Origin of the sequence: Pseudomonas palleroniana, from assembly GCF_022836895.1 — a bacterium.
GTDB classification, from domain to species: domain Bacteria; phylum Pseudomonadota; class Gammaproteobacteria; order Pseudomonadales; family Pseudomonadaceae; genus Aquipseudomonas; species Aquipseudomonas palleroniana.
In genome coordinates, this window is the sequence record NZ_CP092411.1 from 3,548,732 (window position 1) to 3,563,790 (window position 15,059).

13 protein-coding genes are annotated in these 15,059 nt (G+C 61.4%); 7 read left to right on the plus strand and 6 right to left on the minus strand.

The genetic code is table 11. The features are described 5' to 3' along the window. Positions 1–24: 24 nt before the first annotated feature. Positions 25–927 carry a LysR family transcriptional regulator gene (locus tag MJP36_RS16200; protein WP_244383444.1) on the minus strand — a complete coding sequence of 301 codons (903 nt, stop codon included), beginning with the start codon at positions 925–927 and terminating at the stop codon, positions 25–27. A gap of 101 nt (positions 928–1,028) precedes the next feature. Between MJP36_RS16200 and MJP36_RS16205 the strand changes: the two genes are divergently transcribed. Together MJP36_RS16205 and MJP36_RS16210 are read left to right on the plus strand one after the other, a co-directional pair. Continuing rightward, the gene (locus tag MJP36_RS16205; RefSeq protein ID WP_161548019.1) at positions 1,029–1,733 is read left to right on the plus strand and encodes an SDR family oxidoreductase; all 705 of its coding nucleotides are present in this window, start codon (positions 1,029–1,031) and stop codon (positions 1,731–1,733) included. A 101-nt stretch (positions 1,734–1,834) separates the two neighbouring features. Beyond that, on the plus strand, positions 1,835–2,008 hold the full coding sequence (locus MJP36_RS16210; RefSeq protein WP_244383445.1) for a hypothetical protein: 174 nt from the start codon (positions 1,835–1,837) through the stop codon (positions 2,006–2,008). Positions 2,009–2,052: 44 nt separating this feature from the next. Here the strand turns inward: MJP36_RS16210 and MJP36_RS16215 are convergent, their stop codons facing one another. Then, a complete protein-coding gene (locus MJP36_RS16215; RefSeq protein ID WP_244383446.1) occupies positions 2,053–3,363 on the minus strand; it encodes an MFS transporter in 1,311 nt (436 codons plus the stop codon). Between the two features lie 158 nt (positions 3,364–3,521). On the opposite strand from MJP36_RS16215, the gene MJP36_RS16220 reads away from it, so the two are divergent. The 4 genes from MJP36_RS16220 (at position 3,522) to MJP36_RS16235 (ending at position 7,566) form a co-directional block, all read left to right on the plus strand. Then, positions 3,522–4,628 (plus strand): sugar diacid recognition domain-containing protein, encoded by a 1,107-nt coding sequence (locus tag MJP36_RS16220; protein ID WP_161548021.1) that lies wholly within the window; start codon positions 3,522–3,524, stop codon positions 4,626–4,628. Positions 4,629–4,719: 91 nt separating this feature from the next. Continuing rightward, positions 4,720–5,859: a glycerate kinase gene (locus tag MJP36_RS16225; RefSeq protein ID WP_244383447.1), complete on the plus strand. Its 1,140-nt coding sequence runs from the start codon at positions 4,720–4,722 to the stop codon at positions 5,857–5,859. A gap of 53 nt (positions 5,860–5,912) precedes the next feature. Next, positions 5,913–6,983, plus strand: a complete 1,071-nt coding sequence (locus MJP36_RS16230) for a DUF1176 domain-containing protein (RefSeq protein WP_104993844.1) — start codon at positions 5,913–5,915, stop codon at positions 6,981–6,983. Positions 6,984–7,044: 61 nt separating this feature from the next. Beyond that, positions 7,045–7,566 (plus strand): GNAT family N-acetyltransferase, encoded by a 522-nt coding sequence (locus tag MJP36_RS16235; protein ID WP_060752989.1) that lies wholly within the window; start codon positions 7,045–7,047, stop codon positions 7,564–7,566. A gap of 191 nt (positions 7,567–7,757) precedes the next feature. On the opposite strand, the gene MJP36_RS16240 is transcribed toward MJP36_RS16235, so the two are convergent. Next, positions 7,758–8,450, minus strand: coding sequence for an aspartate/glutamate racemase family protein (locus MJP36_RS16240; RefSeq protein WP_244383448.1), 693 nt, complete (start codon positions 8,448–8,450; stop codon positions 7,758–7,760). A gap of 219 nt (positions 8,451–8,669) precedes the next feature. On the opposite strand from MJP36_RS16240, the gene MJP36_RS16245 reads away from it, so the two are divergent. Beyond that, positions 8,670–9,338: a DUF3313 domain-containing protein gene (locus MJP36_RS16245; RefSeq protein ID WP_104993842.1), complete on the plus strand. Its 669-nt coding sequence runs from the start codon at positions 8,670–8,672 to the stop codon at positions 9,336–9,338. Between the two features lie 47 nt (positions 9,339–9,385). Here the strand turns inward: MJP36_RS16245 and MJP36_RS16250 are convergent, their stop codons facing one another. The 3 genes from MJP36_RS16250 to MJP36_RS16260 form a co-directional block, all read right to left on the minus strand. Then, a complete protein-coding gene (locus MJP36_RS16250; protein ID WP_198761271.1) occupies positions 9,386–10,786 on the minus strand; it encodes a DUF1254 domain-containing protein in 1,401 nt (466 codons plus the stop codon). A 198-nt stretch (positions 10,787–10,984) separates the two neighbouring features. Continuing rightward, positions 10,985–11,347 carry a response regulator gene (locus MJP36_RS16255; RefSeq protein ID WP_060752993.1) on the minus strand — a complete coding sequence of 121 codons (363 nt, stop codon included), beginning with the start codon at positions 11,345–11,347 and terminating at the stop codon, positions 10,985–10,987. A gap of 144 nt (positions 11,348–11,491) precedes the next feature. Continuing rightward, positions 11,492–14,992 (minus strand): hypothetical protein, encoded by a 3,501-nt coding sequence (locus MJP36_RS16260; protein WP_244383449.1) that lies wholly within the window; start codon positions 14,990–14,992, stop codon positions 11,492–11,494. Positions 14,993–15,059 lie beyond the last annotated feature (67 nt).

Sequence of the window (15,059 nt, forward strand, 5' to 3'; positions counted from 1 at the left end):
GGAACAAGCCCTGCCCAGGTTTCTTCATGCACTCAGCAACGCCTGGCAGCGTAGCTGAAGAAAACGATGCAGCACTTTCACGCGTTCCGACACTTGCAGGCGATGGGGGCACATCAGGTTGAACGGCGTCGGCTCGCCTTGCCAATCGGTCAGCAGCGGCACCAGCCGCCCCGCTTGGATATCGCGGGCGATGTCCAGGGCGGCTTTATAGGCGATGCCATGGCCGGCCAGGGCCCAGCGTCGAACGATTTCACCATCGTCACTCAGGTAGTCGCCTGTGACCTCGACTTCCTGCAGGTGCGTGCCCTGGCGAAAATACCAGGTGTTATTGGCCTGCCCACGGCGCATATAACGCAATGCACTGTGGTGCGCCAAATCCGCCGGCTGGCTCGGTGTGCCATGACGCGCGAGGTAGTCAGGGCTGGCGCAGGCAATGCGCCGATGGCCCGGTACCACCGGCAGCGCCACCAGGCTTGAGTCTCGGGGGACGCCAAAGCGCAGGGCAATGTCGACGGTGTCGCGAAACAGGTCGGCGTTGCTGTCATTGAGCAGCAGTTGCAAGCGGATGTTCGGGTGTTCGACCTTGAACTCATCCAGCCAGCCCAGCAGCACGTTGCGCCCAAAATCCGAAGGTGCCGCCAGTTGCAACAAGCCGCTCAGGCTCTGGCCCTGTTGCTTGATGGCCTGTTCGCCTTCCGCCAGGGCTTCCAGTGCCACCCGTACGCTGTCCAGATAACGCCGGCCTTCCTCGGTCAAGCGCATGCTGCGGGTGGAACGCGCGAGCAGGCGCACACCGAGGCGGGTTTCCAGGCGCTTGAGGGCGATGCTCGCGGCGGCCGGCGTCAGGCCCAGCCCACGTGCTGCGGCCGACAAGCTGCCGCTATCGGCGGTGCGCACAAAGACTTCAAGGTCCAGGGTCGAGCTCATCTGTAAAATTCCTTTAAAGATCTTGTCGTTTTACCGGGATTTTTCGCGGATTGCCAAGCGAGGAAGATGAACGCTCACTTTCTGACCTTGGATGTTTCTCTATGAACGCTTCCCTCAACGGTAAAACCGTCATCGTGATCGGTGGCAGCAGCGGGATCGGTGCGGCAGTTGCCAAGGCCGCCGCTGCGCGTGGCGCACAGGTGGTACTGGCCGGGCGTCGGCTGACATCCGGCGTAGACAACGGTCTGCGCAGCGAACCGGTCGACGTCACCGACGCCGCGTCCTTGCAGCGTCTGTTCGCGACGGTGGGGCGCTTTGATCACTTGGTGTATACGTCCGGCCCGTCGGTACGCGCCAAGACGCTGGTCGAGACCGATTTGCTCGAGGCCCAGGACAATTTCAACGTGAAACTCTGGGGCGCGTTGCGCGCCATCCAGCAGGCGCTGCCGTATTTGCATGAGCACGGCAGCATCAGCCTGACCTCGGGGCAACTGGGGCGCAAGTTGGCGCCCGGCCAGTTCATCAAGACCGGCATCAACGCGGCGACCGAGGCGCTGGGCAAGCAACTGGCCAAAGAGTTGGCGCCGCGTCGGGTCAATGTGGTCAGCCCGGGGGTGATTGACACACCGGCGTATGCCGGGTTGGCCGAGGAACAGCGCCTGGCGATGTTCGCCAAGGCCGGCGAAGGCCTGCCAGTGGGTCGTGTGGGGCAGGCTGAAGAAGTGGCGGCGGGGTATGTGCTGGCCATGGAAAATGGCTTTATGACCGGCGCCGTGATCGACATTGACGGTGGCGGCCTGTTGTAGGCACGGACAAGGTCGATGGGAACGCAATCGCTGGTGAGACCACAGAGGTTGTAACTGCCGATGCCTGGCAGTGTTCATCCAATGATCCCAAGGAGAAAACCATGTCCTCAGTAAACCAGCCGACGGCGTTCCCAGGCGCCAACCATCTGATCGAGTCGATTATCGCCACGCTGCAAAACAAGCCGCCGGTTGAAAACCGTCCGCTCAGCGAGGATCAGCAGCGAGTCTTGAACGGGCTGCCGATTCAGCCGCAACCCGCTCAAGTGACTTACTGATCAGTGGCCTCCACGCACCTGTGTGCGTGGAGGCCACGAGCGGCTCAGGTCCTGAGGCTACGCGTCATGCGCAGTGCCAACAGGCTACCGGCGACAATCACGGCCGCCAGCAGGTACAGCGCCATGTCCGTGGAGCCGGTGGCATCTTTCACAAAACCGACGATATACGGGCTCAGAAAGCCCGCCATCTGGCCCATGGAGTTGATCAGCGCCAGGCCGCCTGCCGCCGCACCGGCGCTGAGCATTGCCGTGGGCACCGGCCAGAACATCGGCAGGCCGGTCAGGGCGCCCATGGTGGCGATCGTCAGGCCCAGAATCGCCAGGGCCGGCGTGGTGGCGAAATTCACCGCAATCATCAGGCCGATTGCGCCCATCAACATCGGTACGACCAAATGCCAGCGCCGCTCTTTACGCAAATCGGCCGAGCGCCCCACCAGCAGCATGAACACCGCCGCCAGCAAATACGGGATGGCGCTGAGCCAGCCGATCACCAGGTTATCGCTGAAACCCAGGTTCTTGATGATCGACGGCAGCCAGAAGTTGATCGCGTAGACGCCGCTCTGGATGCAGAAGTAGATCAGGCCGAACGCCCAGATCGCCGGATTCCTGAAGACTTCGGCCAATGAGTCGCTGGTGGTTTTCGGTTTGTTCGCCAAATCGGTCGCCTGGTCGGCTTCCAATACCTCACGTTCGTGGGGTTTGAGCCACTTGGCGTTGGCGAAGTTATCGCTGAGCAGGAAGTAGGCGAGGGCGCCGAGGATCACGGTGGGGATGCCCTGCAACAGGAACATCCACTGCCAGCCCGCCAGGCCGCCTTGGCCGGCGGCGAAGTGGTTGAGGATCCAGCCGGAGAACGGGCTGCCGAGCAGGCCGGAAACCGGGATCGCCGACATGAACAACGCCATGATGCGCCCACGGCGAAAGGTCGGGAACCACTGCGAAAGGTACAGCACCACACCCGGGAAGAAACCGGCCTCGGCGGCACCGGTCAACAGGCGCAGGGTGTAGAAATGCGTCGGTGTGGTGACGAACAGCAGGCAGGTAGACAGCGTGCCCCACACGATCATCATCAGCGCAATCCAGCGCCGTGGGCCGAACCGGGTCAGCGCCAGGTTGCTCGGTACGCCGCACAGCACGTAGCCGATAAAGAAGATACCGGCACCGAGGCCGTACACGGTTTCGCTGAATTTCAACGCATCGAGCATCTGCAGTTTGGCAAAGCCAACGTTTACCCGGTCGAGGTAATTGAACAGATAGCAGATAAAGATGAAGGGGATCAGGCGCAGGGTAATGCGCTGATAGATGGCGTTTTTATCGTCATCGGTGGCCAGTGTGGCAGCGGCGCTCTGTGACATGGGGTTCTCTCTTTATTATGATTTTTCGCGATGCGAGGGTAACGTTGATCGCCCAAACAGTCTCGGTGACGTGATGGGGTACTGTCTTTGTGCTCGCGCACAGTCGAGCGCCCTTTGCGCTGTGCCGCTGAACAACCGCTTTCCAGGAAAATAGCCCCATGTTCGAGTTGGATCATGACTTGGCGCAGGATATTGTCGATCGCACCATGGCAATCCTGCCTTACAACGTCAATGTCATGGACAGCCAGGGCCTGATCCTGGGTAGTGGCGAGCCCGAGCGCATCAATACCCGCCACGAAGGGGCGCAGCTGGTGCTGGCCAATGGTCGCGTGGTGGAAATTGACGGCCAGACCGCCAAGCACCTCAAGGGGGTGCAGCCGGGCATCAACCTGCCATTGCTGCATGACCAGCGCCTGATCGGTGTGCTGGGGATTACCGGCGAACCCGAAGGGCTGCGCACCTACGCCGAGTTGGTGCGCATGACCGCTGAAATGTTGGTGAGCCACCGCCACCAGCAAGCCGAACAGCAATGGCGCCGACAGCGCTGCGATGATCTGCTCGCCTTGTTGCTGGCCGACAGTGGCGACTCACCACGGCTGGTGGACGAAGCCCAACAGTTGGGGCTCAAGCCGCAGATGCCCCGTACGCCGTACCTGTTCGAGCTGGGGCCTGGGCAATCGGCCGAAGCCTTGAGTGCCTGGCTGGGCAGTCGCTACCCGGACAGTTGGTGTGTCAGCTCGGCGCAGTTCTCGCTGTTGTGGTGTCGGCCGGCAACCGTGCCGGTAGACAACCCGCGCCTGTTGGAAAAACTCGATGGCCAGGGCTGGAACATCCTGCGTGTAGCCGTGGGCGGGCAGGCCGATGGCTTGGCCGGGTTGCGTCGTTGCTACCGACGTGTCAGCGATCTGCTGGCCTACGGCCGGGATGTACTGCCTCAGTCACGCCTGCTGACCCTCAACCGTTACCGCCTGCCGGTGATGCTCTGGCGTCATCGCAACGATGATGCCCTGGACGAATTGCTCAACCCGCTGCGCAAAGTCCTGGCCAAGGACAGCAACGGCCAACTGCTCGCCACCTTGCGCAGTTGGTGCGAACACGATGGCCAAAGCCAGGCGTGCGCCGATGCCCTGGGCATCCATCGCAACAGTTTGCGTTATCGCATGGAGCGTATCGCCGAACTCAGCGGGGCCGACCCCCTGACACTGGACGGCATGCTCGCCCTCTACCTGGGCGTACAGCTGTTACCCCAGGCTTTGTCGGAATGAACAACAAAGCTCATCCACACTTGTGCATCGGACCGGCGTCATCCCCGCAGACAACTGGCAGCATGGGCGTTATAAAAACCGGAGAAAGCCCATGAAAATCATCATCGCCCCCGACTCGTTCAAGGACAGCCTGAGTGCTGAAGGCGTTTCCCAGGCCATTGCCGAAGGGCTGGCCGAGGTCTGGCCGGATGCGCAATGCATCCAGTGTCCGATGGCGGATGGCGGTGAAGGGACGGTGGATGCGGTACTCGCCGCCTGCAACGGCGAACTGCGCCGCCAATGGGTGCGTGGCCCGCTGGGCGGCACAGTCGAGGCACGTTGGGGCTGGTTGGCAGCCAGCCACACCGCGATGATCGAAATGGCCGAAGCGAGCGGCCTGCAACGGGTACCGCCAGGGCAGCGCGACGCATGCTCCAGCACCACCTACGGCACCGGCGAGCTGATCCGTGCCGCCTTGGACCTGGGGGCCCGCCGTATCATCCTGGCGATTGGCGGCAGCGCCACCAATGACGCGGGTGCCGGCGCCATGCAGGCCCTCGGCGTGCAACTGCTCGATGACCGACAACAACCGCTGCCTGACGGCGGCCTGGCGTTGGCGCGCCTGGCGCATCTCAACCTGGAGCGGTTGGACCCGCGCCTGGCGCAGGTGCAATTTGAAATCGCGGCGGATGTGAACAACCCACTGTGTGGCCCCCAGGGCGCCTCGGCTATTTTCGGCCCGCAAAAGGGTGCCGATCCCGCGCAGGTCCAACAGCTGGATGCAGCCCTCGGCCACTTCGCCGACCACTGCGCCAGGGTGCTGCCCAAGGATGTGCGCGACGAGCCCGGCAGCGGCGCCGCCGGTGGCCTGGGCTTTGCTGCCAAGGCGTTTCTCGGCGCACAGTTTCGGGCCGGCGTTGAAGTGGTGGCCGAACTGGTGGGCCTGGACGCTGCCGTACGCGGCGCCGACCTGGTGATCACCGGCGAAGGCCGCTTCGACGCCCAGACCCTGCGCGGTAAAACCCCCTTTGGCGTGGCCCGTATCGCCCAGCGGCACCAGGTGCCTGTGATCGTGATCGCCGGCACCCTGGGCGATGGCTATGAACAGATGTACGCCCATGGCGTGGCGGCGGCGTTCGCCTTGCCGAACGGCCCGATGAGCCTGGAGCAAGCCTGCACCGAGGCACCGCGTTTGTTGCGCGAGCGAGCGGCAGATGTTGCGCGGGTGTGGCGAACCGCTTCCGGCCGCTGACGCCATGCACTGAACATGGGACAATCCGCGCCTTTCAGACACGGAGAGTCCCCATGCTACGCCCCGCATTACTGGCCTTGTCGCTGGCCGGCGCCACCTTTCCAGCCTTCGCCCAACCGCCCGCCGAAACCGTGCCCCTGCTGCGGGAAATCAAGCAATGGGTGACCGGCTGCGACAACCTGCGCAATTGCCATGCCCTCAGTGCGCCCAGCGGCGTCGACGAAGAGGACTACAGCTCCCTGACCTTGCACATCTGGCATCAGGCCGGCCCGCAGGGGTATCCACGTTTGCGTTTTGATCATCGTGGTGAGGCGGTGGACCTTTCTACATTGCTGTTGGATGGTCAGCCTCTGGGCCTGGAGTTGACGCAGGCATTGCACGTGGAGCTGGACGATGAGGGCGAAGACCCCCAGGTTCAGTCCTACGGCGTGATCGATGAAGCACCGGCTCGCCTCTGGTTGCAGCGGTTGCGCAACGGTCAGCGTTTGCAGGTGCCGGGAGATGAAAGCGCGCATGTATCGCTCAGCGGGCTGAGCGCTTCGCTGCTGTTGATGGATGCAGTGCAAGGTCGCCTGGATACCGTCACCGCACTGGCGCGGCCGGGCAAAGGGGCGGCGAGTGAAGTACCGGCGCGTTTGCCGCTACCGCTATTGCGCAAGTTCCCGGCTGCGCCACCGCTGACTGCACAGGAACAGACCGGCTTGGCGGCCGCCGCCGTGAAAGCCATCACGCAGACCGATACCGAGATGGCGCCGCAGGCTGAAGTCGGCGCGCTGAGTGCGGCTCAAGCCATGAGCGTGGTGCGCTATGACTGCGCCGCCTACAACTGCGAGTTCGATGTCACCAGCCGCCAGCGCCAGGCGCCTTACGGCGAAACCCCACTGACCCTGCAACCCTTGCCGTTGGACGGCGCGGCGCTGCAAGGCTCGGTCGGGTATGACGAAGCCACTGGCACGTTGAGCTATTTCTATAAACAGCGTGGGATTGGTGATTGCGGTGCTGGAGGCGTCTGGGTGTATGACGGCAAGGGCTTCCAGCTCAGCGAATTCAAGATGATGCCGCGCTGTACCGGCGTGGGTTATGGCGATTGGCCGTCGCTCTGGTCGAGCGCTCCAGCGCGCTAGCCAGCCGGCGGGTTGGGCCTCTACACTGGCTGGCCACGTGTCTTTCAAAGGATGAAACACAATGCACGCACCTGAACCCCACATCGTGATCCAGCGCTTTACCGAAGCCCATCTGGAAGGCGTCACTGCGCTGTATAACGACCCGGCCGTGTGCCGTCAGGTGCTGCAAATGCCTTTTCAATCCGTGGAGGCCTGGCGCAAGCGCCTGGTGATGGACAACGAAAGGCGGCTGCAACTGGTGGCGGTGCATGGCGGTGAGGTCATCGGCAACCTCGGCATGGAGCAGAATGCCCGCGTTCGCCAAAGCCACATCGCCGGCTTGGGCATGGGAGTCGCTACCGCCTGGCAAGGCAAAGGTGTGGGTTCGAAGCTATTGAGCGCTGCGTTGGAAGTGGCTGACAACTGGATGAACCTGCGACGCGTCGAATTGACGGTGTATGCCGACAACGAAGCTGCTCACGCGCTCTATCGCAAGTTCGGCTTCGAGGTCGAGGGCTGCCTGCGCGATTACGGTGTGCGCGATGGGGTGTTTGTCGACGCGCTGAGCATGGCGCGCCTGCGCAAAGGAGCGGACAACGGGTAACCTGTGGCGAGGGAGCTTGCTCCCGCTGGACTGCGTAGCAGGCCCAGTCGTTTCAAACCAAAAGCTGGGGCCGCTTTGCGACCCAGCGGGAGCAAGCTCCCTCGCCACAGGGACAATGTTCATCCTTAATTGAGCTCGCCCCCTCCCGCAGTTGACTTCAGATGGCTTGGATTACTGTCGATGGCCTTGGCTTAGTCCTGTAAAGCAAACGCCACCGCCGCCCGCGCATGCAGCTCAGTGCTGTCCAGCAGTGGCAGGTTGCTGTGTTCGGGTTGGATCAGCAGGCAGATCTCGGTGCACCCCAGGATGATGGCCTGGGAACCTCGCGCGGCGAGGCTGTCGATCACCCGTTGGTAGACCTGGCGGGAAGCTTCGCTGATCACCCCCACGCACAACTCTTCGTAGATGATCCGGTGCACGGCCTGGCGTTCGTCTGCATCAGGCACCAGCACGCTCAACCCCTGGGCGGCCAGGCGTGATTTGAGAAAATCCTGCTCCATGGTGAACGCCGTACCCAGCAGGCCCACGGTCAGGGTGCCCGCCGCAAGGGCTGCGGCCGCGGTGGCATCGGCGATATGCAGGAACGGAATCGACACCGCGGCCTCGATGCGCGGCGCCACCAAATGCATGGTATTGGTACACAGCACCACGCAATCGGCGCCGCCGGCCTGCAGGCGGCGCGCCGCGTCTTGCAGAATCACTGCGGTGTCATCCCAGTGCCCGGCATGCTGGGCTTGTTCCACCGGGCCGAAGTCCACGCTGTACATCAACAACTGCGCCGAGCGCAGTGGGCCGAGCTGGTCGCGCACGCTCTGGTTGATGATGCGGTAATACTCGGCGCTGGATTCCCAGCTCATGCCGCCGATAAGGCCAATGGTGCGCATGCGATGCTCCTGACGAGGAATGTCGCGTTACCTTACCCACCGCTCGTGGATTAGTCATACGCAGTTGCCTGCGAAATGACCGGTGCAGTTGACCTCTCGAGCGCAACAGAGCGCGCATCTAGCACTGCGGCAAAACTTGCCGGCAGAAACCCTTGTTTGCGCAAAGTTGGCTATACCTACAGCTCAATATTCCGGTGATGACCGACAGGGAGTTCAATGATGAAGTCAAGGCTAATGATCAGCACGCTGTGCATCGCCTCGCTCGCAATGGCAGGCTGCGCAAGCAAGCTCACCCAACCCGACGAGTATTCGGGGTTTCTATCGGACTACAGTCAGCTCAAGGAAGCCAAGTCGCCTTCGGGCGCTGAAGTGATGCGCTGGGTCGACCCCAATCTGAACCTGCGCAACTACACGGCGGTATTTGTCGAGCCGACCCAGTTTTATCCCAAGCCCCAGGCAACCACTAAAATCCCGCAAGGCACCCTGGACGGTATCAATGCCTATTACAACCAGGCGCTCAAGCGTGAGTTGGCCAAGTCGTTGCCGCTGGCGAGTGCGCCGGGGCCGGGGGTGATTGTGGTGCGTGCCGCCATCACCGCCGTAAGCAGCAAGACCGAAAGCCTCAAGCCTTATGAGTACATCCCTGTGGCCCTGGTGGCGGCGGCCGTGAGTACCGGCGCCGGCATCCGCGATCAGGAAACCACCCTGGGCACCGAAGCGCAGTTCCTCGACGGTGGCAATGGCAAAGTGCTCGCCCAAGTGGTACGCAAAGGCACCGGCAAGCCCCTATCCAATGATTCCCAGGTCATGAAGGCCGATGATGTGAAAAGTGTGATCGATGCCTGGGCTTCGGATCTGCATCAATCCTATGCCAAGTTCAAACACTGATTATTGCGTGCAAGCAGGAGCGAGCAGGCTCGCTCCTGTACAACCCGTTACTTGAGAGGCGTCAAGGGGGGAAGTTTCCATTGACCGTTACCCACCTCAGGTTTGGGCAGGTAAATGCGCAGCACCGCATAAAACGGACCGGGTGGCGCCGGCAGCCAATTGCTCTGTTCGGCCTTCGGCGGCTCGTGGTGTTGCAGCGCCAGGGTCAGGCCGCCATCGGCGTCGAGCTTGAGGTTGGGCAACATCTGCGAATTGATCAGGTAGCGCTTCTTGTGGTTGGGCACCAGCAACTTGGTTTTGGCGTCGTACATGGTCAGCGACCAGAACGCATCGGCCGGCGGCAGTTGGTCCTTGGCAAAATGCACGGTGTAGCTGTGGCGTGCGCCGTTGGCGGGTTTGCCTTCGCTGTCGACGTAGTAGGTCAGGTAGGTGGCTTCGTCGCTTGAGTTACCGAAAATCTCCAGGTTGGCCCCGGCATAGCGGTACAAATAGTTGTTTTTCAGGCGATCACGGCTGCCGAACAGGTCGCTGCTGGAGACTTGCTGGGTGTCGAGCTTGTCTTTCTTGAACGCTGCGAACTCTGCCTTGGCATCGGCGATCCCTTCTTCAAGGGCCTTGCGCTGTTCAGCGCTGAGCTGGTTGACCTTGAACGGTGCGCCCGGCGCAATGCCGATCTTGGCAAAACGCGCCAACAGGTCTTTTTCGCTGTCCTGGGGCGCGGCGAAGCTGAGCATGAAGTTCAGGTAACGGAACAGCTGCGGGCTATCGGTCATGGTTGCCATCGGCTTGGGCCATTCGATCTTGGCCACTTTGGCCGGAGCGGGCTGCTTCACGTAGCTGCTCAGCGGCTGCACTTTATAACCGTTCTGGATCTGCTTGACCTTGGCCAGGTCTTTTTCATCGAACAACTGCGTGCGGTACAGGGCGTAGGCGATGTTGCTTTCGCTGTAGATCACGCGATCGATGTCGACCGGTTGCTGACCTTTCCAGTCAGGCCCGGCGATCATGAAGTGCCCGCCATTGTTGCCGGTGCTGCGGGTGCCCAGGTAGGCGATGTTCTGCGTGTAGAGGTCGATCAACTGTACCGAGTAGTAGCGGTTGTCTTCGATCTTGGGCAGGGTCAGCACCAGGGGTTCTTTGCGCAGGTCCATCCAGACGAAGGAGTAGGGCGTGTCCGAGTTCGGGGTCGTGAACGCAGTGTCCTTGGGTGTGAACAGCTGGGCGCTGTTGCCGATGTGGTTGAACGGGGCCTTGAAATTGGTGCCGCCTTTATCAACGGCCTGGGTGTAGAGCGTCTTGTACATCTCCACCACCGGGTAGCCGTACAAGTAGGCCTCCTTGGCGATGGCCCGGGCTTCGGTCGGGGTCGCCGTGAAGTCGGCCCAGGCACCGGTGCTCATGAATATCGAGAGGCTCGCCAACAGCAGGCGCGTCGGTTTTCCAATCATGTAGTTGCGTCCTTCCTGAGTGCTTTTTCAAGGGCGTGGGATTAAAACGCCGAGTTTCCAGTTTTATTCGCCGGACGTCACGTTAATCCCTGCAAACAAGTTGAACTGTCAGTGTGATAACGGCGTGGCGCAGGTGTGCAGGTTAGCAGACGGCTCCAGGTTCAGAGGGGCCGTGCTGTTTGTCCTGGGGAAGGAGGGCTACGCGGCGGGCAACATCGATTTGACTTTGTCGCGCAGTTGATCGATCGAGAACGGTTTGCCGATGACTTGCATCCCTTCGGGAACGTCGATGTTTTCGGCATAACCACTGGCAAACAGAATCGGCAGGGTGGGGCGCAATTGACGCACTTGGGTCGCCAATTCCTTGCCGTCCATGTCGGGCAGGCCGACATCGGTCATCATCAGGTGGATGGCTTTGTCGGTGTTGACCACGGCCAGCGCTTCGCCGGCATCAGCGGCCTCCAGTACACAGAACTCCAACTCTTCAAGCACATCGACAATCAACATGCGCACGATGGCGTCGTCTTCGACTACAAGGATGGTGGAGGCAGGGGACGGCATAGTGAACATTCCTGAAAGTAAAGGTGCAGAGGCCAAGTAGGGCTGAGGCAACTCAACTAATGAGTAGTCACAATGCCAGCAAGTTCCGAAAAACTTAATGGCACTGTGACTTTAGGCAGGCAGGATGCCTCGGCGCTTGATGGTTTACAACGTAACGCTGGAAAGTTCTCTGACCGCATCCGGGTTGATGCCGGGTCGATTATTCACATGGCCGGGATCAAATGTACTAATGCTGTAGGCGCGTTTACCCGTCAGCGTGCGACGCGTGTTGTGTAATGCTGCGGATTGGCCGCTGTTGAGCAATTCCTCCATGCCTTTTTCCATCGACTGCAAGTTTGTGAATTTGACCAGGCCGGCGTTGGGGTCGAAAAAGAACCACTCAGGCTTACCGTTTTTGATCCGCACCCCAGCCAGCATCGCGTGATCCACAGTACCGATCCTGATAGTCATCGACTTTCCAGACGTGAGCATTTTCTCGATGATCTCGTCGTACCCGACTTCCACCTGCCCGCCGAAATGGAAGGCACTGGGTTTTTTCACCGCATCTTGCAGGTCGCGCAAATGCGTGGCGAATCGTGTGTGGGCGGCCGTTGAAGGGTTGTCGCTCACCTTGAGCAGGTTCTTCACAAACTGCTCTTCGCTGCCCAGATGCAGCGCCAGCGCCATGGCATAGGATATGCCGGCGCACTCGCCGACGGAGGGCAAGTCAACGTGTGCGTTATAACGGGCCTGTGAAAAGGGCAGCACCGATACCCCTGGCCCCGTCGCATCATGGCGCAGTAACGCGCTGGTGTACTCACCGTCCCGGATATAGGCAAGTTTCAGCTCCCGGCTCAGGATGCCCAGCTCACGTGGCAGTCGCCCCTGCGCTTCAGCCAGTTTCCTGAGTTGTGAACTGCCCATTCCATCGCGATAACCCGGCAGTTCGTGCAAGTGTCCGGCCAAATAACCCTGATTGAAGGCCAGTCTGTTTTCCGCTGTCCGTGCGTTAAGGATGTTGTTGTGCAGTCTTAAATACGCAGGTTCGTTGGCCACCCCATTCAAGGCATGCAGCTCAGGTGCCCCGCGGGGGGAAAAACCGTCGATGGGCAGGCCATAGGGTTTATTGGCGACGGGATCATAGGGGTACCAGTGATCATTTTTCAGGACGGCGACGCCTTCGGTCTCGATCCCTCCCACCTTGTATGTGCCGATCAAGGTCGGCCCATGCTCCTTGCTGGCAGCCTTCAATAAGTCATAGCCACCGCTCGCGCCTCTCAGGTGATTGAGCCATTCGACGCTCTTGGAGAACCCGCTGCCGATCAAGCGGGTGGTACCCACCGCCGCATCGCCCAGGCCACTCAAAGGATTGAGTGAACTGAAGGTGGCCATCCCGATGACCTTGACCGTACGCGCCACCTTGGTGGCGGTTGCGGCGGCAGTGCCGGCGATCTTGATAACCTTGCCGGCGGTGCCCACGCCGGCGGTCAAGACGCCGAACAGGTCCATGCCCAGGTCTAACAAACCTTCGCCGATATGCCCTTTGCGAAAGTGATTGAACGCCGCGCGAAAGGGGATCAGGTCCAGTATGGCCTCACTGACCGCTTCGCCGCGCCTGCGATTGTTATCGGCGGTGGTGAGGCCGCGGGCCTGTTGTTTGATCGCCTCGTTATCCAGGTCGACATGCTGCACGAAGGCGTCAGCGATCAGGCCCGTGCGCTCGGAATTGAAGCTGTCGGGTGGCGATTGATTCGGGCGCTGTTGCGCCTCTCGACGGGCAGCGTCGTCACCCTTGGGGACAAAGGCTTGTGTTTCGTGCACGACACTGGCGTCCCGACGGCTCTGGGCGCTTGCCCGCGACGGCCGGATCGGTGTAATCGCACCTTTGTTAAAGCTGATCGCGTAGGCCCTGGTCACCCCGTCGCGCTCGACTGCGACCAGCAGTTCCTCATTTCTGGGGTGTGGCGTGGTCCCGGTAAACCCCGTGCCCAAGCTGTGTGAATGCTCCTGGAAGAAGCTGATCTTGCCGTATTCGAGATCTTCGCGCACCGCCAGGGGCGCCTGGCTGATCAAGTGCCTGACGTAAGTATTGATGGCGGCCTTTTTTTGCTGGACCGCGTCGGCGAACTGCGCCTCGAAGGCGTCGGCCACGCCAAACCGAGGGTTGGCATTCAAGGCCGCCAGCGGCATGCGCGTGTCGTCAGAGGTGAAGACGCAGTCAGCGTCCGGCAAGTCCATCATGGCGATGTCCAGCATCGAGTGGGGCCCGACCTCGAACGTCCGATAGCCGACGCCGCCATCGGCTGTGGTTTCCTGGCGGCTGATGTGGAGCCGTTTTTCCTCGAACAGGGCCTGTTGCTCGGGGAAGCGTTTTTTCAGCTCGGCCAGCGCCATCTCTCGACGCGACGGAATCTGCGCATCCAAGGCTTGCGTGGCGGCGCTGGTCAGCGCTCTGCGTGCATTGAATTCACCGAGCAGGGCGGTGAGCTCATCAGCGCTATAGCGTTGATCATCTTTCCTGGCCAGCACCCCGTTGGCCACGCCCCAATCCACCAGGACTTCCCGTTGCACGCGCAGGGTCACGGCCGGGTCGGCTGCACTGGCGCTGCGAGCCGCCAGCATGACTTCGGTAAAGGTCATATTCGCGACCTTGCCGGGCGTTTGCGCTTCAATGGTGGCGGCGGCTATCGACAGGTTGACCCAGGCCAGGCTGCCATAGGTGACGCTGGCCGGAATGTCCTTGATCAGCAACGCCGGTGCGCGATTGGCCAACAACAGATGCGCGGCGACGCCGGCCATGGCCGCGCTGGTCTTTGCCTGCGTGACCAGATGCTGTTCAAGACCATCGACCAGCGTGGACAGCGGCTTGCCCCGGTGCTTGTCATGGGCCAGATCGAAGCCTGCGACAACGTTGCGATGCGGTGTGGTGATGGATTCCGAGTCCAGTTGCAAGATCACGGCAGCGAGCAGGTAGTCCATCGTGCTGCTGTCGGTGGCAACGCCCTGCAGGGTTTCGCGCAGTGTTTCGCCGAGTAATTGCCCTTCGGGTGAACTGATCAAGGCCTCCAGCGCTTTGGCCGGATCATTCAGCAGCCCTGCGGGGAGCGGCGTGCGAAGTCGCAAGAACTCCAGCAACAGGCCCTGGGTCTGCATCACTTGCGGTTGTTGGCCATGGGGGTCGACATGGCTCATGGCGATGCGCCGGACGCGTTGCTGTTGATCGGCGCTCAGCGGCACAGGCCACGACAGCGCGCCGCCCAGGTTGCCCAACGGATGCACTTGGCCACGGCCGATAACGGCGTCCGAGAGGCCGTCGAGCGCGAAATGGCGGTCAGGTAAAGGCAAGCCGAGACGGTGGATGAAAGCCTCAAGGGTGACGTGCCGGCCGGCATCCTGAGGAGGATGTGAGTCAGGATCAAGCAGCATCGATGTGCTTTTCAGCGCTGCCAATATCACCGGTGCGGTGGCGTCCGCGCCCAGTTGCCTGGCCAGTTGGCTGAGCGCTTCGCCCAGGATGATGAGGTTTCGTTTATCGGCCAGGGCGGTTTTAAGGTTGGGCTTGGGGTTGGCAACCGCGTTGCCGGGTGTAGGCGCAGGCGTAGGGGCGGGTACTGGTGTGGGAAGCGTCGGGGTTACGCGTGGCAGGTGGTGAACAGAGCTTGTCATCTGGGAGCACCTTTATGGGAATGAAGTGGCGCCTTTGCGGTGGAGCCTCCCTGTTCACAGGCGCATC

Bases quoted from the DNA above. Each gene is read 5' to 3' on its own strand.
- MJP36_RS16200 (WP_244383444.1), bottom strand. From the start codon at position 927: ATGAGCTCGACCCTGGACCTTGAAGTCTTTGTGCGCACCGCCGATAGC.
- MJP36_RS16205 (WP_161548019.1), top strand. From the start codon at position 1,029: ATGAACGCTTCCCTCAACGGTAAAACCGTCATCGTGATCGGTGGCAGC.
- MJP36_RS16210 (WP_244383445.1), top strand. From the start codon at position 1,835: ATGTCCTCAGTAAACCAGCCGACGGCGTTCCCAGGCGCCAACCATCTG.
- MJP36_RS16215 (WP_244383446.1), bottom strand. From the start codon at position 3,363: ATGTCACAGAGCGCCGCTGCCACACTGGCCACCGATGACGATAAAAAC.
- MJP36_RS16220 (WP_161548021.1), top strand. From the start codon at position 3,522: ATGTTCGAGTTGGATCATGACTTGGCGCAGGATATTGTCGATCGCACC.
- MJP36_RS16225 (WP_244383447.1), top strand. From the start codon at position 4,720: ATGAAAATCATCATCGCCCCCGACTCGTTCAAGGACAGCCTGAGTGCT.
- MJP36_RS16230 (WP_104993844.1), top strand. From the start codon at position 5,913: ATGCTACGCCCCGCATTACTGGCCTTGTCGCTGGCCGGCGCCACCTTT.
- MJP36_RS16235 (WP_060752989.1), top strand. From the start codon at position 7,045: ATGCACGCACCTGAACCCCACATCGTGATCCAGCGCTTTACCGAAGCC.
- MJP36_RS16240 (WP_244383448.1), bottom strand. From the start codon at position 8,450: ATGCGCACCATTGGCCTTATCGGCGGCATGAGCTGGGAATCCAGCGCC.
- MJP36_RS16245 (WP_104993842.1), top strand. From the start codon at position 8,670: ATGAAGTCAAGGCTAATGATCAGCACGCTGTGCATCGCCTCGCTCGCA.
- MJP36_RS16250 (WP_198761271.1), bottom strand. From the start codon at position 10,786: ATGATTGGAAAACCGACGCGCCTGCTGTTGGCGAGCCTCTCGATATTC.
- MJP36_RS16255 (WP_060752993.1), bottom strand. From the start codon at position 11,347: ATGCCGTCCCCTGCCTCCACCATCCTTGTAGTCGAAGACGACGCCATC.
- MJP36_RS16260 (WP_244383449.1), bottom strand. From the start codon at position 14,992: ATGACAAGCTCTGTTCACCACCTGCCACGCGTAACCCCGACGCTTCCC.